The organism is Nocardia sp. X0981 (assembly GCF_977089955.1).
The window spans coordinates 1,934,573-1,954,189 of sequence record NZ_OZ372435.1; the positions used below are offsets into that span (position 1 = coordinate 1,934,573).

General features: G+C 68.7%; 19 protein-coding genes. 8 read left to right on the forward strand and 11 right to left on the reverse strand.

The annotated features are described in order from the left end of the window. Positions 1–159 precede the first annotated feature (159 nt). Positions 160–1,239: a phosphoribosylformylglycinamidine cyclo-ligase gene (gene purM, locus ACYR7D_RS08625; RefSeq protein ID WP_459549083.1), complete on the forward strand. Its 1,080-nt coding sequence runs from the start codon at positions 160–162 to the stop codon at positions 1,237–1,239. A 353-nt stretch (positions 1,240–1,592) separates the two neighbouring features. On the opposite strand, the gene ACYR7D_RS08630 is transcribed toward purM, so the two are convergent. The 5 genes from ACYR7D_RS08630 to ACYR7D_RS08650 all read right to left on the reverse strand — a co-directional run bounded on the left by ACYR7D_RS08630 (position 1,593) and on the right by ACYR7D_RS08650 (position 5,268). Beyond that, positions 1,593–1,799 carry a DUF3073 domain-containing protein gene (locus tag ACYR7D_RS08630; protein ID WP_459549084.1) on the reverse strand — a complete coding sequence of 69 codons (207 nt, stop codon included), beginning with the start codon at positions 1,797–1,799 and terminating at the stop codon, positions 1,593–1,595. 162 nt (positions 1,800–1,961) lie between these two features. Continuing rightward, positions 1,962–2,927, reverse strand: coding sequence for an asparaginase (locus ACYR7D_RS08635; RefSeq protein WP_459549085.1), 966 nt, complete (start codon positions 2,925–2,927; stop codon positions 1,962–1,964). Beyond that, entirely contained in the window at positions 2,924–3,619 is a 696-nt protein-coding gene (locus tag ACYR7D_RS08640) for an MOSC domain-containing protein (protein ID WP_459549086.1), read from the reverse strand. Before ACYR7D_RS08640 ends, ACYR7D_RS08635 begins: the two co-directional genes overlap by 4 nt. 44 nt (positions 3,620–3,663) lie before the next feature. Then, on the reverse strand, positions 3,664–4,779 hold the full coding sequence (ygfZ, locus tag ACYR7D_RS08645) for a CAF17-like 4Fe-4S cluster assembly/insertion protein YgfZ (protein WP_459549087.1): 1,116 nt from the start codon (positions 4,777–4,779) through the stop codon (positions 3,664–3,666). Between the two features lie 87 nt (positions 4,780–4,866). Further along, complete coding sequence (locus ACYR7D_RS08650; RefSeq protein ID WP_459549088.1) at positions 4,867–5,268, reverse strand: sterol carrier family protein; 402 nt, start codon at positions 5,266–5,268, stop codon at positions 4,867–4,869. A gap of 154 nt (positions 5,269–5,422) precedes the next feature. On the opposite strand from ACYR7D_RS08650, the gene ACYR7D_RS08655 reads away from it, so the two are divergent. The 5 genes from ACYR7D_RS08655 (at position 5,423) to cydC (ending at position 12,800) form a co-directional block, all read left to right on the forward strand. Next, positions 5,423–6,343 (forward strand): aminodeoxychorismate lyase, encoded by a 921-nt coding sequence (locus tag ACYR7D_RS08655; RefSeq protein ID WP_459549089.1) that lies wholly within the window; start codon positions 5,423–5,425, stop codon positions 6,341–6,343. Positions 6,344–6,503: 160 nt separating this feature from the next. Next, complete coding sequence (locus ACYR7D_RS08660) at positions 6,504–7,973, forward strand: cytochrome ubiquinol oxidase subunit I (RefSeq protein WP_459549090.1); 1,470 nt, start codon at positions 6,504–6,506, stop codon at positions 7,971–7,973. Positions 7,974–7,982: 9 nt separating this feature from the next. Next, positions 7,983–9,017: a cytochrome d ubiquinol oxidase subunit II gene (cydB, locus tag ACYR7D_RS08665; protein WP_459549091.1), complete on the forward strand. Its 1,035-nt coding sequence runs from the start codon at positions 7,983–7,985 to the stop codon at positions 9,015–9,017. Positions 9,018–9,021: 4 nt separating this feature from the next. Then, positions 9,022–10,884, forward strand: a complete 1,863-nt coding sequence (gene cydD / locus ACYR7D_RS08670; RefSeq protein ID WP_459549092.1) for a thiol reductant ABC exporter subunit CydD — start codon at positions 9,022–9,024, stop codon at positions 10,882–10,884. Between the two features lie 104 nt (positions 10,885–10,988). Beyond that, positions 10,989–12,800 (forward strand): thiol reductant ABC exporter subunit CydC, encoded by a 1,812-nt coding sequence (gene cydC, locus ACYR7D_RS08675; RefSeq protein ID WP_459550093.1) that lies wholly within the window; start codon positions 10,989–10,991, stop codon positions 12,798–12,800. A 272-nt stretch (positions 12,801–13,072) separates the two neighbouring features. Here cydC and ACYR7D_RS08680 read toward each other — a convergent pair whose 3' ends face one another. The 6 genes from ACYR7D_RS08680 to ACYR7D_RS08705 all read right to left on the reverse strand — a co-directional run bounded on the left by ACYR7D_RS08680 (position 13,073) and on the right by ACYR7D_RS08705 (position 17,494). Further along, positions 13,073–13,810, reverse strand: coding sequence for a heme-binding beta-barrel domain-containing protein (locus ACYR7D_RS08680; protein WP_459549093.1), 738 nt, complete (start codon positions 13,808–13,810; stop codon positions 13,073–13,075). A 476-nt stretch (positions 13,811–14,286) separates the two neighbouring features. Continuing rightward, positions 14,287–14,592 (reverse strand): DUF1416 domain-containing protein, encoded by a 306-nt coding sequence (locus ACYR7D_RS08685; RefSeq protein WP_459549094.1) that lies wholly within the window; start codon positions 14,590–14,592, stop codon positions 14,287–14,289. A 5-nt stretch (positions 14,593–14,597) separates the two neighbouring features. Continuing rightward, a complete protein-coding gene (locus tag ACYR7D_RS08690) occupies positions 14,598–15,431 on the reverse strand; it encodes a sulfurtransferase (protein ID WP_459549095.1) in 834 nt (277 codons plus the stop codon). Positions 15,432–15,465: 34 nt separating this feature from the next. Then, positions 15,466–15,969 (reverse strand): DUF4395 domain-containing protein, encoded by a 504-nt coding sequence (locus ACYR7D_RS08695; protein ID WP_459549096.1) that lies wholly within the window; start codon positions 15,967–15,969, stop codon positions 15,466–15,468. Between the two features lie 266 nt (positions 15,970–16,235). Further along, a complete protein-coding gene (locus tag ACYR7D_RS08700) occupies positions 16,236–16,688 on the reverse strand; it encodes a thioredoxin family protein (protein WP_459549097.1) in 453 nt (150 codons plus the stop codon). Beyond that, positions 16,685–17,494: an LmeA family phospholipid-binding protein gene (locus tag ACYR7D_RS08705; RefSeq protein ID WP_459549098.1), complete on the reverse strand. Its 810-nt coding sequence runs from the start codon at positions 17,492–17,494 to the stop codon at positions 16,685–16,687. Before ACYR7D_RS08705 ends, ACYR7D_RS08700 begins: the two co-directional genes overlap by 4 nt. Positions 17,495–17,757: 263 nt before the next feature. Here ACYR7D_RS08705 and ACYR7D_RS08710 point away from each other — a divergent pair, with 263 nt between their 5' ends. Together ACYR7D_RS08710 and mshD are read left to right on the forward strand one after the other, a co-directional pair. Then, positions 17,758–18,525: a winged helix-turn-helix transcriptional regulator gene (locus ACYR7D_RS08710; RefSeq protein WP_459549099.1), complete on the forward strand. Its 768-nt coding sequence runs from the start codon at positions 17,758–17,760 to the stop codon at positions 18,523–18,525. A 26-nt stretch (positions 18,526–18,551) separates the two neighbouring features. Then, positions 18,552–19,445 carry a mycothiol synthase gene (gene mshD, locus ACYR7D_RS08715; protein WP_459550094.1) on the forward strand — a complete coding sequence of 298 codons (894 nt, stop codon included), beginning with the start codon at positions 18,552–18,554 and terminating at the stop codon, positions 19,443–19,445. Positions 19,446–19,617 lie beyond the last annotated feature (172 nt).

Below are 19,617 nucleotides of genomic sequence, written 5' to 3' on the forward strand. Positions count from 1 at the left end.
CCGAGGGTTGAAAGGCGACGCCGAAGGGGCTCGACCCCGCGGCGCCGAGGCGCCGCCGAGGAACACAACCCCCCGAACCCTGCCCCGCCGGAGGTGGGGCCATAAACTCTGAACAGGCAGTTTTTTATCCGCGGATTCGGTTTGGAGCTTTCCCCGACAATGACTGAGCAGAACGCCACCGGTGCCGGTGCCTCCTATGCCGCAGCCGGCGTGGATATCGAGGCCGGTGACCGGGCCGTCGAGATGTTCGCCCCACTCGCGCGCAAGGCCACTCGTCCCGAGGTCCAGGGTGGGCTCGGTGGCTTCGCCGGATTGTTCGCGCTGAAGAAGAACTATCGGGAGCCACTACTGGCTTCCTCCACCGACGGCGTGGGAACCAAGATCGCGGTGGCGCAGGCTTTGGACAAGCACGACACCGTGGGCTTGGATCTTGTGGCCATGGTGGTCGACGATCTGGTGGTGTGTGGCGCCGAGCCGCTGTTCCTGCAGGATTACATCGCGGTCGGCAAGGTTGTTCCGGAGCGGGTCGCCGAATTGGTGTCGGGGATCGCCGAGGGGTGTGTGCGTGCCGGTTGCGCGCTGTTGGGTGGTGAGACGGCCGAACATCCGGGCCTGATGGGCGCGCAGGACTACGATCTGTCGGCCACCGGCGTCGGCGTGGTCGAGGCCGACGAACTGCTCGGTCCCGATCGTGTACGTCCCGGTGACGTGGTCATCGCCATGGGTTCGTCCGGACTGCACTCCAATGGTTACAGCCTGGCTCGTAAGGTGCTGCTGGAGATCGATCGGATGTCCCTGACCGGGCATGTGGAGGAGTTCGGCCGCACCCTCGGCGAGGAGTTGCTGGAGCCCACCCGGATCTATGCCAAGGATTGTCTGGCGTTGATCGCCGAAACCGATGTGCGTACTTTCGCGCATATCACCGGCGGGGGGCTGGCCGCGAATCTGGCGCGGGTGCTGCCGGCCGGTCTGGTGGCCGAATTGGACCGCGGCACCTGGAATCCGGCGCCGGTGTTCAAGATGATCGCTCAGCGCGGCCGGGTGGAGCGGGCCGAGATGGAGAAGACGTTCAATATGGGCGTCGGTATGGTCGCCGTGGTCGCCCCGGAGGATGTCGACCGCGCTCTGGCGGTGCTCACCGCACGCCATATCGAGTGCTGGACGCTGGGGAGCCTGAAGAAGGCGAAGGACGTGGACGCCCCGCGTGCCGTTCTGCTGGGTGATCACCCGCGGTTCTGAACCGCGCCGTCCGGACGGGTGCTCACCGTAACGGGAGCACCCGGCGAGCCGGAACCGGGCGCCCGGTAGGGAAATACCGGTGCGCCCGGAGATCGCGGCGTGTATTCCTCACTCGCGAGCTTCCGCGCCTGCGGATCGACGATTTTCCGGGCGCAAAGCCCGGACCGGCACTCGAGACGTGACCGTGATGGTCGCCGCTCGGGCGTTTGCCGGAACCGACGCTGGAGGTGCGCTCGGGTCGATCCGCCGGTTCGCGTCGTTCACCGCTGGCAACCCCGGCGGGAAACGGCGCGAACCGGCGTCAACGACCAAAGGGGAGGCCGTTGGGCCTCCCCCGAGCGTTCGTCACCTGATCAGCGGCGCCAGTCGTCGTAGTCGTCCTCGTCCCATTTGGACAAGGAGTCGTCCGCGTCGTGCTCATCCGACAGGACGCCACTCCGCCGGGAGTTGGCGCTACCGGAAAGCTCGCGCTGAAGGCTCGCGAAGTCAGTCGTCGGCGAGCTGTACTTCAGCTCACGAGCGACCTTGGTCTGCTTTGCCTTAGCCCGGCCACGGCCCATGGCTGACCCCCTCGCGTCACAGCGGGGCGGCCTGGGGATTGGTGGCGGCCCCGTTCGAATTAATATCTTCCTGACAGACACTTTAGCGCGTGTCCGGCGGTTGCGCTTCCACGAGGCGTCTATCGGCCGGATCGGCCGACCGGTTTGCCGGTGTTTCGCCGCTCAGCTGCTAGACGAGACCGATCCGGGTATGGCGCGAATCACACCCACTCGTGCCCCACCGCCGAGTACCGGAGGCGCGGCCAGCGCCGCCAACTCGTCCGACCACGCGACTCCCATACGCTGCAGAACTGCCATGGTCAGCGGGAGACGGGCGCGGTCGGCACCATCGTCGATCTTGTAGGCGAAGGCTCTGCCATCCGGCAGCGCGCCCGCGTGCACACCGTCGGCACCGATCTTGCAGATCAATTCCGGCACCGCGCGCATGGTCAGCAGATCCGGCCCATTGGTGCCGGAAATCACCCGGGGGTGGGCGCGCAGCGCCGCGGCGACGCGATGTTCGGGGGTGCCTTCGGCGGCGCCGGCCAGGGCGGCGAAGGCCCGCGCCAGGTTGATGAGCGATACCGGCACGATGGGCAGCCCGCACCCGTCGATACCGAGATCCGTCTCCGGTTCTCCGGTCAGGTCCATCACCTGGGCCAGTACGGCCTGCTGGAGAGGGTGGGTGGTATCGGTGTAGCCCTCGGTCGGCCAGCCGTTCACCTTGCAGGTGGCCAGCATCGCGGCGTGTTTGCCGGAGCAGTTCATATACCGTTTCGCGGGTTTCTCGCCCCGGTGCAGTACACCCGCCCGGGTCTGCTCGTCCCAGGGCAGATCGGGCGGGCAGGCCAGGTCGTCCTCACCGAAACCGAACCGGTGCAGTAGGCGTTCGACCAGGTCGATGTGCTCGGGTTCACCGGTATGCGAGGCGGTGGCGATGGCCAGTTCGGCGTCGTCGACCGGGTCGAATCCGAGTTTCAGCAGGGTGAGTGCCTGCATGGGTTTGTTGGTGGAGCGCGGGTAGATCGGTACGTGCACCGAACCCGCTTCGAAAGTGGCCTCGCCATCCGGCCCGGTGATCACCACCGACCCCCGGTGCACACATTCCCGGAAACCGGAGCGCACCACTTCCACCAGGTCGACACTCATCCGATTCCCTCCGTTTCGGAAACCGGCCCGTTCACGGCGGCGGGAACGGATTCGCGCCGTTGCGCGTGGCGGGTGATCTGCGCCCGGATATCGTCGGAGATGGTGGGCTCGGCGGTGAGCAGATGTTCGAGTCGTCCGGGATCGGCGCCGGTGAAAACATCACGGACGGTGATGCCGTGCTCGGGTACGTGCACTACCTCGACCCGGTCACCGGCACCCACATCGCCTTCGGTCAGCACCCGGAAGTAGCAGCCGGTGTCCGCCCGGAGCGCGAACCGGCGGACCCACCGGGATTCACCCGACCAGTGCCCGAAGGTGGCGCACGGGACGCGGGGCGCACTCACCTCGAGGAGAGCCTCGCCGACGGTGCACCGGGCACCGAGCACGGCATCGCTGAGCGGCAGCCCGGTGATCCTCAGGTTCTCGCCGAACCAGCCGGCCGGTAGCTCCCGGCCGAGTTCGGCGGACCAGCTCGTGGCATCTTCCTCGGCGTAGCCGTAGACGGCCTGGTGCACGCCGCCGTGGTCGCGGGTATTGCACACATGATCGCCGTGCAGGCCGAGCCGTCCGACCCGCACCCGCCCGGGTACCGGGCGTTTGTCGATGGCGGTGCGCCCTACACGGCCCGGCACCGGTAGTTCGGCGTGTACCGCGCAGACGGCCAGTACCCGACCGGCGTCCCCAACCCGCATCGGCGGTCGCTCCTCTCGGCTCGTTGTACTCGGGCTCACACGGTTCAGCGACCGCGGAGCCGGTCGATCGCCAGGCGCCCGGCCTGTGGTGCGTCGTCGGAGACGACCGAATCGGGGTCTATGGCGGCGGCCATCGCGCCCACCGTGAGCTGCGTATCGGGAGGGACGGCGCGTTTGATCAGGGCGAGCGCGATCGGCCCGAGTTCGTAGTGATCGATCGAGGTGCCCAGGACACCCACCGTCCGCCCACCCGCGGTGACCGGGTCGCCCGGGACGGGGCGGTCGTCGGCGGAGCCGTCCAGGTGCAGCAGGACCAGCCGGCGCGGTGGTTTGCCGAGATTGTGTACGCGCGCCACGGTTTCCTGGCCGCGGTAGCAGCCCTTGTCCAGGTGTACGGCGCCGTACTCGGCGGGCCCGCCGATCCAGTTCACCTCGTGCGGGATGGTGCGGTCATCGGTGTCGAGGCCGATCCGCGGCCGGACAGCGGCCACCCGTAACGCCTCGTAGGCCCAGGACCCGGCCGGTTCGGCGCCCGCGGCGGTGAGTTCGTTCCAGCGGGTCATCAGCTGATCTCGGGGGATGATCAGATCGAAGGAATCCGCGGTCGGCCAGGGCATCCGGCGCAGAAAACCACCCCCCGGCAGCGCCACGGCCTCGTAGACATCCGGTAGCCGGTCCGTGCCCAGTACCGGGATGAGTGTTCCGGTGCGCGGCCCGAGCAGGCTCAGGACCGCGTGGTCCGGCTCCGGGGCCGGGCGGGCATCGGCCCAGAAAACCATTTTGGTGAGGAAGTCCAGCAGCGCCGGGCCGCGTTCGGCTTCGGTATCGATCCACACCTTCGTATCGAGCTCGGTGAGCACGAAATGGTGCAGTACCCGGCCGTTCAGGTCCAGGTCCAGGTTTTCCGCCGACCGGCCGTCGCCGAGTTCGGCGATGTGCTGACTGGTGATGGTGTGCAGCCAGGTGAGTCGTTCGGCGCCGGTGATACCGAGGACGAAGCGGTGGGAGCGGTCGACGACCGCTACGCGCTCGGTCGCGGCGCGCTGTTCACCGAGCGGGTCACCGTAGTGCCAGGGGACCGGGGCGTCGGGTGAGCCCGGCGCGGCGGCGACGGCTCCCGGTGCAGCGAGGACAGGACTGGGTGCGGTGACCACGGACACCTTCTCCACTCTAGGAGCTGATTTGCGTGGTGCGCATCAGCGGGGTATCGACCAGGCGTTTCGTCCTGTTCTCGGGCGTGGGCGATATCACTGCCGTTCGGGGCGGACCGGAACCAGCGGTAACCAGCGGGCGATTTCCGGGGCACGGCTACCGGAGGCGTCCACGGTGCCCGCCTCGACGGCTGCCGCGAAATCCTGGAGGCCGGTCGCCAGTAGCAGCCAGGTGCGCGGATCGGTTTCCACGACATTGGGCGGTGTGCCCCGGGTGTGCCGGGGACCTTCGACGCACTGCACCGCGACGAACGGCGGCACTCGCACCTCCACCGAATGTCCGGGGGCCGCGGCGGCCAGGGCGCGAGCGGTCCCGCGTACGGCGGCTGCCAGCTCGGCGCGGGCCGGCGCCGGGTGGGTTTCGTCGAGCAGCCACGCACGGACCGCTGCCACCGCCGAACGCACCGTTCCCGGGTCGATATCCGTCCGTCGTGCCATTGCCCGACTTTAACCAGCGGGAGCCGGGCCGGTCGAAATGTGCGCCGCCGGGCGGCGGCGCACCGGTGAGCCAGAAGTGCGCTCGGCCGACATTGTCGGGACAGCCTGGTTTTCTGCCCGTCATATCATCCGGTGTTGGCCTACGCTCGTGCGCATGGTGGAGCGAGTTCTTGTAACACTCGACGGTGAGGTCCGGGACGCGGACCAGCCGTTGCTGTACGCCGATGATCTCGGCGTCCTGCGCGGTGACGGAGTTTTCGAGACGGCGCTGGTCCGCGGCGGCACGGTATGCGCGCTCGATTTCCATTTGGCCAGGCTGCGGCGTTCCGCGCAGGCGCTCGATCTTCCCGAGCCCGATCTGGCCCGCTGGCGGTCGGCGATGGAAACGGCGGCCGAGAAATGGGGCAGCGAGGCCGAAGGCGTTATGCGTCTGGTGCTGACCCGCGGCCGGGAGAACGCGCTCGGCAGCCCCAAGGCGGGGCTGCGGTCCGGGGAGCTGTCCGAGGCGGTGCCGGTGCCCTCGACCTACGTCATGGTCACGCCGATGGCCGAACGGGTGGCCACGGCGCGGGCGGAAGGTGTCGCGGTGGTCACCCTCACCCGTGGTATCTCGATCGATCTCGCCCAGGCCGCGCCGTGGCAGCTGCTGGGCGCGAAGACGCTCTCCTATGCGACGAATATGGCGGCGTTGCGTTTCGCCGCTCGTATGGGCGCCGATGACGTGATCTTCACGAGTACCGAGCACCGGGTGCTGGAGGGCCCACGGTCGACGGTGGTGATCGCGCGGGGCAAGAAGCTGCTCACCCCGCCGGCGAAGAACGGTGTGCTGCCGGGAATCACCCAGCGGGCGTTGTACGCCGAGGCGGAACGCAACGGGTACGAATGCGGTTACGAACCGCTGTTCACCGCGGACCTGTTCGACTGTGACAGTATCTGGATGCTCAGCAGCGTGACCCTGGCCGCGCGGGTGAATTCACTGGACGGCGTGCGGATGTCGGCTCCGGAGTCGGCCGCGGAGATCGCCGAGATGGTCGATCGCGGAATCGAACGCACCGGGACGATCGCCGACTGGTGATACCGGGCGCACGCCGCCCGTCCCGTCGTTGTGGGTGACGCGGCACTCGTTGCCGGAAACCTCGCGTACCGGGCGGTATGTGGTGTCTGCCGACACATTGATCCGGCGGTCGCGCCGCGTAGGCTGTTACTACGACCAGTAGTAGTAACAGGAGGATCGTGTGGACGCCCTGGATGTCTCGCGATGGCAATTCGGCATCACGACCGTCTACCACTTCTTGTTCGTTCCCTTGACGATCGGCCTGGCGCCGCTGGTCGCCGGGATGCAGACCGCCTGGGTGATCACCGGTAAGGAGCACTGGTACCGGCTCACCAAATTCTTCGGGAAGCTGTTCCTGATCAACTTCGCGCTCGGTGTCGCCACCGGGATCGTGCAGGAATTCCAGTTCGGAATGAACTGGAGCGAATACTCACGGTTCGTCGGCGATGTGTTCGGCGCCCCCCTGGCCCTCGAGGGGCTGGTGGCGTTCTTCATGGAATCCACCTTCATCGGGCTGTGGATCTTCGGCTGGCAGCGGCTACCGAAACTGGTGCACCTGGGCACGATCTGGATGGTGGCCCTGGGCGTCAACGCCTCCGCCTACTTCATCGTCGCGGCCAATTCCTTCATGCAGCACCCGGTCGGTGCGCGGTACAACCCGGAAACCGGGCGTGCCGAACTCACCAGCATCGTCGAACTGCTCACCAACAACACCGCGCTGGCGGCCTTCCCGCACGTGGTGGCGGGGTCGTTCCTCACGGCCGCCACGTTCGTGGCCGGGATCGCGGGCTGGTGGATGGTGCGCAACGCGCGCAGCGGTGTCCCGGCCGAGCTCACCGAGGCGCGCACCGTGTGGCGCCCGGCAGCCCGGGTCTCACTGCTGGTGGCGGTGATCGCCGGTATCGCCCTGGTGTACACCGGCGACGTCCAGGGCAAGCTCATGTTCGATCAGCAACCGATGAAGATGGCGTCGGCGGAGTCGCTGTGCCACACCGCGACCGACCCCTATTTCTCGATCCTCACGGTGGGCACCCACAACAACTGCGACAGCGTGATCCACGTACTCGACGTACCGTTCGCGCTGCCGTACCTGGCGGAAGGCGAGTTCACCGGGGTGGAACTGGAGGGCGTCGTCGACCTCCAGCAGGCCTACAACGAGAAATTCGGTCCCGGGGACTACCGGCCCAACCTGTTCGTCACCTACTGGTCGTTCCGCGCCATGATCGGACTGGCCGCCGGTTCCGCGCTCCTGGTGTTCGCCGGGTTCTGGATGACCAGGCGCGGCCGGGTACCGGAGCAACGCTGGTTCTCCTGGCTGAGCCTGCTGGCCATACCGACCCCGTTCCTGGCCAACGCGGCCGGCTGGGTGTTCACCGAGATGGGCCGTCAGCCGTGGGTCGTCGTGCCCAACCCCACCGGCGATCCGAACCTGCGACTGACTGTTCAGGAAGGGGTGTCCGACCACGCGACCGCGACGGTGTGGATCTCGCTGATCACGTTCACGGTGGTCTACGGTCTGCTCGCCGTCGTGTGGACCTACCTGATGCGGCGCTATGTGCTCGAGGGCCCGCAGCGGCCGCACGGCACCCGGCCGGACGGCGGGGACGCTGCGAAAGAACCCGTCAGCGAACAACTCTCGTTCGCCTACTAGGAGCCCGGGATGGAATTGCAGGAATTCTGGTTCGTGCTGATCGGAGTGCTCTTCACCGGGTACTTCGTGCTGGAGGGCTTCGATTTCGGAGTCGGTATGCTGATGCCGCTCCTCGGCAAGGGCTCCGACACCCGGCGGCGGGTGGTGCTCAACACCATCGGACCGGTGTGGGACGGCAACGAGGTCTGGCTCATCACCGCGGGCGGCGCGCTGTTCGCCGCGTTCCCGGAGTGGTACGCGAGCATGTTCTCCGGCTTCTATTTCCCACTGCTCCTGTTGCTCGTGGCGTTGATCCTGCGGATCTGTGCCATCGAATACCGCGGCAAGATCGACGATCCGCGCTGGCGGGCCCGCTGCGATATCGGTATCGGTATCGGATCGTGGGTGCCCGCGCTCGCCTGGGGCTGGATCTTCGCCAATATCGTGCGTGGTGTGCCGCTGGACGCCGATAAACAGTTCGCCGGTTCGGCCGGCGCCTTCTTCAGCCCCTACGCCCTGCTGGGCGCGCTCGCCACCGGACTGCTCTTCGCGCTGCACGGTGCGGTGTTCGTGGCGCTCAAAACCGGCGGTGAGGTCCGCGGCGACGCGGTGCGCGCCGCGCGGCTGCTGTGGGCCCCCGCCGCCGCGGCGGTCGGTGGTTTCGGCCTGTGGACGCAACTCGCCTACGGCAGCGATCGGACCTGGATCCTGGTGGCGGCAGCGGTGATCGGCCTGCTCGGCGGCGCCGCCGCGCTGTTCGCCGGGCGGGACGGCTGGTCCTTCGCGGGAACCGCGCTCACCGTACTCGCCGTCTCCGCGCTGCTGTTCGGCGCGCTGTTCCCGTATGTCCTGCCGTCCACCATCGACCCGGCCTTCGCCCTGACCGTCGACAACGCTTCCTCCACGCCGTACACGCTGAAGGTGATGAGCTGGGCGGCGCTGGCGGTCACGCCGGTGGTCCTCGGGTACCAGGCCTGGACGTACTGGGTGTTCCGCAAACGGATCAGAGTCGAACACATCCCACCCGGAATCGGACTCCCGCCCCGCGTCGCAACCGAGGAGTGACCTCATGGCACGCCCGCCCGTGGACCCACGCCTGTGGCGGTACGCGCGATCGGCCCGGAGCTATCTGGCGCTGAGCGTGGGCCTGTCGTTCCTGACGACGGTGACCATCGTGTGCGCCGCCGTACTGCTGGGGCGCGTACTGGCCGGTGTCATCACCGACCCCGGCCGGCGAACGGCCGGGGCGTGGACCGCGGAGCTGCTGTTGCTCGGACTGGCTGTCTCCGGCCGGGCGCTGGCGGCCTGGTGGCAATCCCGTACAGCGCACCGGGCGGGTGCCCGGGTCGTCGCCGAACTGGAACAATCGGTGCTCACCACGGGAGCCGGTCTGCCACCGCGTGAGCTGGAAGCGCGGCGGACCGAACTCGCGGTCGTGGTGAGCAGCGGGCTCAGCGGGCTGCGTGCCTACCTGACCGGCTATGTGCCCGCACTGCTGCTGGCGGTGCTGGTTCCGCCGGTCGTGCTGGTGGTCATCGCCGCCCACGACCCCACCTCGGCGATCATCGTGATCATCACGCTACCGCTGATACCGATCTTCATGATCCTCATCGGCCTGCTCACCGAGGGGCGCGCCCGCGCCACCCTGGACGCCACCACCCGGCTGTCCGATCAGCTACTGGACCTTTTCGCCGGTATGCCGACCCTGCGTGCGCTCGGCCGGGAGAACGCGCACGGCGACGACAGCGCAGGGCGGACCATGAGCGGCCGGGTCCAGGAGCTGGGGGACGCGCTGCACCGCCGGACCATGAGCGCGCTGCGGATCGCCTTCCTCTCCTCGATGGTGCTGGAACTGCTCGCCACCCTGTCGGTGGCGCTGGTCGCGGTGGCGATCGGAATGCGATTGGTGCACGGCGATATGGACCTGTACGCGGGGATCGTCGCGTTGATCCTCGCCCCGGAGGTCTATCTGCCGCTGCGTACGGTGGGGGAGCGTTTCCACGCCGCGCAGGACGGCGCGGCCGCCGCGGACAAGGCGTTCGCGATCCTGGAACAGGCCGGTTCCGGGGAGAATTCGGCGGATCCGGCGCCGGCCGGTGGCGGTCGCATAGCGGCGGCCGGGGAGAACCGGACGGAAAAGCCGGAGACCTCCCGGTCTCGGGTCGCGCGGGTGGCCGGCCGGGCCCAGAGCGGTGCCTCCGGCGCAACGGCGGTGGTCGTGCGCAGTGGCCGGCCGGGTGCGAGTGCCGTCGAATTACGCGATCTGAGCGTCGGAACCCGGGACGGCGCGGCGCCCGGGGGATTGTCCGCGGTCCTGCGGCCGGGCCGGGTCACCGCACTCACCGGTCCCAACGGCAGCGGGAAATCGACGGCCCTGCAGGCGATCCTGGGGCTGGTGGAGCCCACCGGGGGAGCGGTACTCGCCGACGGCGTCGATATCCGGGAACTCGCGCCGGACCAGTGGTGGGGGCGCCTGGCCTGGCTTCCGCAACGACCGGTCCTGGTCCCGGGCACCCTGCGGGAGAATCTGGAACTGCTCGGCGCCACCGTGGCCGGATCATCCCGCCGCGGCGCGGCCCGCGTACTGAGCGAATTGGACGCCGCCTGTGCCGTAACCGGTTTCGACGCCGTGCTCGAAACCCTGCCGGCCGGATGGGATACCGTGGTCGGTACCGGCGGTATCGGTTTGTCCCTGGGGCAGCGGCAACGCCTTGCGCTGACCCGCGTGCTGGCCGCCGACCGCCCGATCCTGTTACTCGACGAACCGACCGCCCATCTGGACCCCGACAGCGAGGTCGCCGTGGCGGCGGCGCTCACCACCCTGGCCCGTACCGGTGCGACCGTGGTGGTGGTCGCCCACCGCCCGGCCCTGCTCGCCGCCGCCGATGAGATCATCACGGTATCCGCTACCTCTCCCGAGATTTCGCTATGAACCCCCCGACCGCAGGCGCTTCCCGCCGCCCGAGCCGGGCCGGCCCGGCCCGTGTGGCCCGGCGCTCGGCCCGGATACGACTGCTGCTCCGCGATATCCGCCAGATGTGGGGCATGCTGGAAGTGCCCCGCCGACGGCTGGCCGTGGCGGTCGGCTGGGGGGTGCTGGCGCTGGGCAGCGGTCTCGGTCTCGCGGCGCTCGCCGCCTGGTTGATCGCCCGCGCCTGGCAGATGCCGCCGGTACTGGATCTCACGGTCGCGGTGGTCGCGGTGCGGGCGTTGGGTATTTCGCGCGGTCTGTGCCGCTACCTCGAACGCCTGGCCACCCATGACGTCGCCCTGCGTTCCATGGCGGCGGCGCGTACCTCCGTGTACCGGGCGCTGGCCCGTGCTCCGCTGTGGCTGACGCGGCGGGCCGACGCGGATCTGCCCGGTGCGGCTGCCGGAGCCCCCACAGCGCCCGGCGGGCCCGGTGTGCCCGGCCGGTTGCGGCGCGGCGATGTGCTGGTACGAGTCGGCACCGATATCGACGATCTCGGTGCCGTGGTGGTACGCACCTTCGTGCCGATCGCGGTGGCCGCGGTACTGGCCCTGGCCGCGATCGGACTGCTGGCCTGCATCTCGCCCGCGGCCGCCGCCGTACTGGCCGCGGCGCTGGTTTTCTCCGGAATCGTCGCCCCCTGGCTGTCGGCGCGCGCCGCGGCCGGTGCCGAACGGGCCGCCCGTGCCGACCGCGCGGAATTCACCGCGCACGCGCTGACCGTGCTCGACCACGCCGCCGAACTGCGGGTCGCCGGGAAACTCGATACCGCGCTGGCCACGGCGTCCTCGGCCGACCGGCGTGCACTGGCCGCCGAGGACCGGGCAGCCGGGCGCACTGCCTGGGCGGCGGCCGCGACACCCCTGGCCACCGGAGTGACCGTGCTCGCGGCGCTGTTGATCGGAATCGTTCTCTACGGGCCCGACGGCGGGGCATCGACAGCGATGACCCCGATGGCGCTGACCGTGCTCGTCCTGCTGCCCCTCTCGTCCTTCGAGGCCACCACCGCGCTACCGGCCGCGGCACAAACCCTCACCGTCGCGCGGGCGGCCCTGCACCGGCTGCACGCGGTATCCCCGGCCTACCGGACGGGAGAGCCGGCGATGGGCGCCGGGCCGACCGGCGCGGCGCACCGGGCCGGTCCGGCGGCCACCCGGAAACGGTTCGGTACGGATGGTCGCCCGCATCCGTACCCCTACGCGGACAGTCGTGCCGACGGTGTGGTGATCGGCTGGGTGGGCGACGGCCGATGGCAGATCCCCGAACGACCCCGGGCCGCGCGAGTGGTGGTCGTGGGACCCAGCGGGGCCGGGAAGACGACGCTGCTGATGGCCTGGGCCGGTCTCTTCGACACCCCGGACGAGGAGATCCGGTTCTTCGCCGAGGATGCGCACCTGTTCGGTACGAGCGTGCTGGAGAACCTACGGGTGGCCCGGGGCGATCTGGACGCCGGAGAAGCCACGCGGGCGCTGCGCACAGTCGGGTTGGGGGACTGGCTGGACGCCCTTCCCCGCGGCGTGCACACCGAGCTGGTCGGCGGTGCCGCCGCCGTTTCGGGAGGCCAGCGCCGCCGTATCCTGCTCGCCCGGGCACTGGTGTCCCCCGCCCGCGCCCTGCTGCTCGACGAACCCACCGAACACCTCGATGCCGCCGCCGGAGCGGAACTGCTGCGGGCTCTCCTCGATATCGACAGCGGGCTGGTGGCACCGGACCGTGATGTGGTGGTCGTCACCCATCAACTCCCCGCCGGTCACCGGGCGGACCTGATCATCACCGTCGATGAATCCGGGCAGGTGCGGGCGTCTTTTCCCGGCGAAACGCGGACCGATTACGCCCTCGATGAAATTCCGTTGCCGACTCCCGCCGGTCGTGGCTAGATTCGACGGTACACAAGGAAGGAGGTGATCCGACGAATGGAAATTCATAGGACACGTGAGGTGGCTGTCAGCTGAACGCTGTAGCCGGCTGTGCACGGATTCCGTCGCCGCGAGCGTGAAGCGAATCCAAGACAGTCACCCGGCCCCCGAGTCCCCGGTCGTGTCCGACCGGGATCGGCCGCGGACCCCTTCGGTACTCACACCGTGGGCCGCACCGATACGGCTCGGGGGTCGTTCCCTTTTCGAAGGCTTTCCCCCCGAGCGCGAGCGGATCAGCCGATATAGCGGTGCAGGCGGGCCGAGAGCCGCGGCTGCAGCGGGCCGTCTGCCACCACGCGCTCTTCCACATAGGCCAGATCGCCGCCCTCGACGATGCCGTACAGGCGTTTGGCGCCCCCGACCACCGCGCCGGTCTGGCTACGGATGACCACATCGGTGGCCAACTCCCAGGACGCCTGGGTCAAAGCGGTGCCGTAGAACAGTTCGACGATCCCCGTGCTGTGCGTGAGCAGCAGCTCCAGCACCTCGTCGTCGCCGTCGGCCCCGACCCGCCAGAAACCGCGTTCACGCAGGTCCGGCCCACCGTAGCTGCCGTCTTCCTCCACGAACCAGGAACGCGAATCCCAGCTCAGATAATCTCCGCCGTCGTGGGAGACCACGATCTGCTGGCCGAAACGATAATCACCGCGTTCGGGATTGTTACCCTCGCCCTCACCGCGCCAGACACCGACCATCGGCAGCAGCGCCAGCATGGCCGGATTCAGGTCCGGCCCGAGTCGCAGATTCGCCGTCTCGTCGGGAAGCGGAAGGTCCGGGAGCACCGGAATATTGCGGCCGCCGGTCGCTTTGGCGCGTTCGGCCGCATCGGCCACCGCCCGGTCACCGCTGCCCGGTGACCGGCTGTCCGCGCCGCGACCGTTCGCCCCGGCCGGGTCGACGGCGGGCTTTCCGTTGGTGTTGTCGCTCGCTCGCTCGGCCGGATCGGAACCCTCGCTCGCGAGACCGCTCATGACTCGGTGAACAGCCGGTAGAAGACGTAGAGGCCGAACCACCCGATGAGGATCGATACGGCGATCAGCAGAATCTCGAAGAAGAGGACCACACCCCAAGTTTATGGCGTCGCCTCCGGCGCCGCGGGGTCGGGGGCTGTGTCTGTGGCGTCGCCTCCGGCGCCGCGGGGTCGGGGGCTGTGTCTGTGGCGTCGCCTCCGGCGCCGCGGGGTCGGGGCCCTCGGGACCCCGGTTCTTCACTCCGGCGCTCAGTCGCTGCGCTCCTTCACTCCGGCGCTCAGTCGCTGCGCTCCTTCGCTCTGTCGCTGCAGAACCGGGGCGGGCCCCGACCACGGAGGGCTACTGTCCAGGGAAGGGGTGGGGTTCCGACTTGTTCCGGCCGTCCGGGGAACCTCGGGAATCCGGAGCGGGTGGAGGACAGCGGAACGGCCCGGGCTCACCTCGTGGGGAGGTGGGCCCGGGCCGTTCTGTCGTGCCTACTTGGCGACGGTGACGTCCAGGTTGTGGATGCCGGGGCCCTCCGGCCGCAATTCGGCCGAACCGTTACCCGCGGACGAGAGCGCCCGCAGCGTCCACGTGCCCGGTGCCGCGAAGAAGCGGAAATCCCCGGTTCCCGAAGCGACGACCTCGGCGGTGAAATCACCGTTGCCGTCGAGCAGGCGCACGAACGCGCCGCCCACCGGCTCGCCGTCGGTGCCGAGGACCCGGCCGGTGATGACCGTTTCCTTCTCCACATCGACACCGGCCGGAATGGCCTGACCCTGGGTAGGTGCTGCGCACATGGTGATTACTCTCCCAACTCGATAGGTGCGCCGACCAGCGAACCGTACTCGGTCCAGCTGCCGTCGTAGTTCTTGACGTTCTGGTGGCCGAGCAGCTCCTGCAGCACGAACCAGGTGTGCGAGGAGCGCTCGCCGATACGGCAGTAGGCGATGGTCTCCTTGTTACCGTCCAGACCGGCCGCGCCGTAGAGCTCGGCGAGTTCCTCGTCCGAACGGAAGGTGCCGTCTTCGTTGGCGGCCTTGCTCCACGGCACGTTGATCGCGCCGGGGATGTGGCCGGGACGCTGGCTCTGCTCCTGCGGCAGGTGGGCGGGAGCCAGGATCTTGCCGGAGAACTCGTCGGGGGAGCGCACATCGACCAGGTTCTTGGTGCCGATGGCGGCGATGACCTCTTCGCGGAAGGCCCGGATGGAGTTGTCCGGTTCGGCGGCCTTGTACTGGGTGGCGGGGCGGGAGACCTCGTCACGCGAGAGCGGACGTCCGTCGAGCTCCCACTTCTTGCGCCCGCCGTCGAGCAGTTTGACGTTGTTGTGACCGTACAGCTTGAAGTACCAGTAGGCGTAGGCGGCGAACCAGTTGTTGTTGCCGCCGTAGAGGACGACCTCGTCGTCGTTGCTGATTCCACGCTCGGAGAGCAGCGCGGAGAACTGCTCCTGGTTCACGAAATCACGACGGACCGGATCCTGCAGGTCCTTCTTCCAGTCGAGCCGGACGGCGCCCTCGATGTGCCCGCCGTCGTAGGCGGTGGTGTCCTCGTCGACCTCGACGAAGACGACGCCGGGGGTTTTGAGGTTCTCTTCGGCCCAGTCCACGGAGACCAGGACATCGGAGCGAGCCATTTTCTTCCTTTCGGTGGTGACTTGCGGATTCGGTTCAGTTCGATACGGAGGGTTCGGACGGGGTGCGCGGCCGTAACCGGGCGATCAGCGGGTACAGCCGGCACCCGAAGCAGATGCCGAACGCGGCGTTCGAGAACGCGGCGAACAGGGCGAAGCCGGCGAAGACCGCGCCTACCGCGGACGCGCCGAGCCCGAACCCCAGCAGGCTCACGGCGGCGAATACGAAGCCCAGCAACTGGGCGAACCGCAGTGGCGGGGTGGGTTCGGTTTCGGTGACCGGGCCCAGGCGCGGCGCGACCGCGCGAGCATAGAGCAGACCGTACGGGTGTCGCCGGGGCCCCAGGGCCGCGCCGAGGGCGAATACCAGTGCCTGTACCCCGATCAATACAGCAGCGGCGGTGCCCGAGACCGCGCCCAGCAACAGCACCAGCACGAGAACGGCGGTGGTCACCCAGGCCACGAAGCGGGGACCCCGGACGTCGACTCGTTCGATGGGGGCCGTACCCACTCCGGTGGGGAAAGTAACGGTAGAAGACATGAACGAAACTCCTGCGCTCGAACTGTTCAGCGGATTTCGGCCGGTTCGCCGGGGGATGAAATCGCTCGCGCGGACGAACCGTGGTCGGCGTCAGGAAAAGACCCGACCGCTCAGCGGCACAGGCAGCAACAACCACCGAGGCGGCACAGATCGACTGTGCGGCGACGGGTGAGCATCAGCTCGCGGTGGTTTTGCACATCGGGCAGTCTACCCAATCGTGGCTTCGGCCGGGCAGGTAGGGGGTGAGCAGCAGTTCAGGGGGCTTATCAGTGGGCCGATCCGGCGGTCAGCGGGCCGAGTGCGCTGCGCAGATCGCTGGTCTTGGGTACCCCGGAGATCCGGAATCGTTCCCGGCCCTCGGCGTCGAAGACGAATGTGGTGGGCAACGACAGCACGTTGAGCGCTTTGGCCAGCGCGGGATCGGCGTCGATATCGATCTCGATATCCCGGGGCGGCCGGGGCGAATCCGCCAGGTCCCGCGTGGCATCGGCGACCACCCGGCGCACCGCCGCGCACGGTCCGCACCACTCGGCGGAGAAGTGCAGTACCGCCGGGCTCGAACCGGTGACCCCGGCCGCGACGAGCAGATCGTCACGTTCGGCGGTGTCCCGGTCCAGGGTCACCGGTGCCGTGCGGACCGTGCCTTCGCGATGCCGCAGATACAGGCCGACAGCCAGCCCGGCCAGCAGCATTACCGCCAGAATGGTGATCTCGATCATGGGCGCCGCAATCTGTTCAGGTCGATCGTCACATCTTCGCCCCGCCCTTCGACCACGATATGCCCGCCCAGGGCAGTCACCTCGGTGGGCCGGATGCCGAAGGGGAGCTCCTTGGTGTCGATGGTACGGGTGAACATCGCCAGTACCGCCGGGATGTCGACCTCGTCGACCACCGGCTTCGAGGGGACCGGCGAGATCTCCTCGGAATACAGTCCGCTGGCCACGATTCGCACCTGATCGCCGTCGAGCAGCAGATCGGCCGCCACGCTCACCCGTTCGCCGGTGAAACTCGCGCCCTGCTGACCACTCGGCGCGGCGGGCAGCGTGCCGGTCAGCACGAGCGCGCCCGCGGTGGTCATACCCGAACCACCCGAACCGCCGGTGCCGTCGGATTTGTCCGCGGGACGCGAATGCACCTCCAGATCGGGGATGCCGAACAGGCGGCCCAGCTCCGTCGGGGCGACACGCATCCGGACGTCCACCTGCTCCACCGGAACGCTGCGCACGCCGCCGTCGACCAGATCCCCCAGTGGTAGCCGCATACCCAGCAGAGTGGCCTCGAGAGCGATTTCACCGGGAATATCGGGCCGGACGCTGTCCGCTTCGATCTCGATGTTCTCGTAGCGACCGTCGAGGGCTTGGCGGAGGAACGGAAAACCGTGGAAGGTGACCTCCGGATCGGCGCTGAGATCGGCGCCCACCCGCAGCGATCGCGATACCCGGTACTCCGAATATGCGGCCGCGCCGAAATCGACGACTACTGCCAGACCCGCCAGGCACAGCAGTCCGATGATCAGCTTCCGCATGACATGCACCCTAGTGGACATACGCCGGCGCCTCCCGGGTCTGTGCGCAACAACGGTCGTGACGTGATGAAGCGAGGAGCGCGCCGACCGAGCACGTGGAGGCCGATTCATCCCCGATCATGCCGAAGGGGCGACCGTCGCTCACAGCCGCCGCAATAGATACAGCTCGACGCGCTAATCTTGCAGCGATTACTTGTGGACGAGCAACGTGGCGACGGCGACGAGGCTGGCTTTCGCGTAGCTACGAGATGGGAGGAGTGCTTGTGGAGCTGCTCCTGCTGACTTCCGACCCCGACCCCGAATCGGTTCTGCCTTCGTTGTCGCTGCTCGCACACACCGTGCGGCCCGCGCCTACCGAAGTGGCGTCGCTGCTGGAAGCGGGTACCGCGGACATCGCGCTGGTGGATGCGCGCACCGATCTGGCCGCCGCCCGCGGTCTGTGCCGGCTGCTCGGTAGCACCGGATCGTCGGTTCCGGTGGTGGCCGTGCTGACCGAGGGTGGGCTGGTCGCGGTGAACGCCGACTGGGGTCTCGACGATATCCTGCTGCCCGGTACCGGCCCCGCGGAGCTGGACGCGCGGCTGCGCTTGCTGCTCGGGCGCACCGGCGGCGCGGCCAGCCCGGAGAACACCGGCAAGATAACTCTCGGGGAGCTCGTGATCGACGAGGGCACCTACACGGCCCGGCTGCGTGGCCGTCCTCTCGACCTCACCTATAAGGAATTCGAACTGCTGAAGTACCTCGCCCAGCACGCCGGCCGGGTGTTCACCCGCGCGCAGCTGTTGCAGGAGGTCTGGGGTTACGACTTCTTCGGCGGTACCCGCACGGTCGATGTGCACGTGCGGCGGTTGCGCGCGAAGCTGGGCAGCGAATACGAATCGCTGATCGGTACCGTCCGCAATGTCGGTTACAAGGCCGTGCGGCCGGCCCGTTCGGCCGGTAAGAACGACTCCGAATCCCGTTCCGCCGGCAGCGGGCAGGGGGCTACGGAGGAGGATTCGATGGCACCGGCCAACGGAACCGGCCAGTGAGTACGGGGAATACGGCCGGGGCAGAGTTGCGCTGGGTCGAGGGCCCCCTCGACGCCCACGTCGATCAGGTCACCGAGCTGCTCGACGCCGCGGCGGCGGCCGACGGTGTCGCGCCGGTCTCCGAGCAGGGCCGGCTCGCGCTGCGGGGCGCCTCCGCGGTCCGTCATCTGCTGGCTCTCCGGGACGGTGTGGTGGCCGGGTACGCGGGTCTGGCCCCGGCGCACGGCGAGCACCCGGCGATGGTGGAGGCGGCGGTGACACCGCAGTGGCGCCGGCGCGGCATCGGCGGCGATCTGGTGGCCGCCGCGCTGGCGGCGGGCGGTCCCGGCGCCCGGATCTGGGCGCACGGGAAATTGCCCGCCGCACAGGCGGTGGCTCGGCGGCTGGGCCTGACGGCCGCGCGTGAACTGTGGCAGATGCGGCGAGCGCTGAGGAATCCGGAGCCGGCGGAAGTGGCCGTACCGGACGGGGTCGTGGTGCGTACGTACTCCGGCCCGGAGGACGATGCCGAACTGCTACGGGTCAACAACGCCGCCTTCGATTGGCATCCCGAACAGGGAGGGTGGTCGGAAAGCGAACTCGCGCAGCGCCGCGGGGAGTCCTGGTTCGATCCGGCGGGGCTGTTCCTGGCCTTCGCGTCGGACCGCCCGGATCGGCTGCTCGGTTTCCACTGGACCAAGGTCCACCGGGACGAGAATCCGCCCGTGGGTGAGGTCTACGTAGTCGGGATCGACCCGGCCGCGCAGGGGCGGGGCCTCGGCCGCTTGCTCACGCTCGTCGGCCTGCACCATTTGCGCGATATCGGACTGGACCAGGTGCTGCTGTACACCGAAGCCGACAACACCGCGGCGGTCCGTACCTATGAGCGTCTGGGTTTCGCGCCCGCGCACATCGATATCGCCTACTCGATGGCCGGGTGAGCGGGCGGGCGGGAGCCCGGATGTTCCCCGTCACGGGAAATCCGAAAAGTCGATGACGGTTGACCGAATGGTCGCCCAGGCGTGCGTAGAGTAACAACGCGGCTAACATCACACATATCGGACGGATCAACGCCGTCCTGTTCACCTCGCGTTCACTTGCCCTGGTCCGGCT

Coding starts and splice junctions, on each gene's coding strand:
- ACYR7D_RS08630 (WP_459549084.1), bottom strand. CDS start 1,799: ATGGGCCGTGGCCGGGCTAAGGCAAAGCAGACCAAGGTCGCTCGTGAG.
- cydC (WP_459550093.1), top strand. CDS start 10,989: ATGTGGGGCATGCTGGAAGTGCCCCGCCGACGGCTGGCCGTGGCGGTC.
- cydB (WP_459549091.1), top strand. CDS start 7,983: ATGGAATTGCAGGAATTCTGGTTCGTGCTGATCGGAGTGCTCTTCACC.
- ACYR7D_RS08695 (WP_459549096.1), bottom strand. CDS start 15,969: ATGTCTTCTACCGTTACTTTCCCCACCGGAGTGGGTACGGCCCCCATC.
- ACYR7D_RS08650 (WP_459549088.1), bottom strand. CDS start 5,268: ATGGCACGACGGACGGATATCGACCCGGGAACGGTGCGTTCGGCGGTG.
- ACYR7D_RS08655 (WP_459549089.1), top strand. CDS start 5,423: ATGGTGGAGCGAGTTCTTGTAACACTCGACGGTGAGGTCCGGGACGCG.
- cydD (WP_459549092.1), top strand. CDS start 9,022: ATGGCACGCCCGCCCGTGGACCCACGCCTGTGGCGGTACGCGCGATCG.
- ACYR7D_RS08690 (WP_459549095.1), bottom strand. CDS start 15,431: ATGGCTCGCTCCGATGTCCTGGTCTCCGTGGACTGGGCCGAAGAGAAC.
- ACYR7D_RS08685 (WP_459549094.1), bottom strand. CDS start 14,592: ATGTGCGCAGCACCTACCCAGGGTCAGGCCATTCCGGCCGGTGTCGAT.
- ACYR7D_RS08705 (WP_459549098.1), bottom strand. CDS start 17,494: ATGCGGAAGCTGATCATCGGACTGCTGTGCCTGGCGGGTCTGGCAGTA.
- ACYR7D_RS08640 (WP_459549086.1), bottom strand. CDS start 3,619: ATGCGGGTTGGGGACGCCGGTCGGGTACTGGCCGTCTGCGCGGTACAC.
- ACYR7D_RS08680 (WP_459549093.1), bottom strand. CDS start 13,810: ATGAGCGGTCTCGCGAGCGAGGGTTCCGATCCGGCCGAGCGAGCGAGC.
- ACYR7D_RS08635 (WP_459549085.1), bottom strand. CDS start 2,927: ATGAGTGTCGACCTGGTGGAAGTGGTGCGCTCCGGTTTCCGGGAATGT.
- purM (WP_459549083.1), top strand. CDS start 160: ATGACTGAGCAGAACGCCACCGGTGCCGGTGCCTCCTATGCCGCAGCC.
- ACYR7D_RS08700 (WP_459549097.1), bottom strand. CDS start 16,688: ATGATCGAGATCACCATTCTGGCGGTAATGCTGCTGGCCGGGCTGGCT.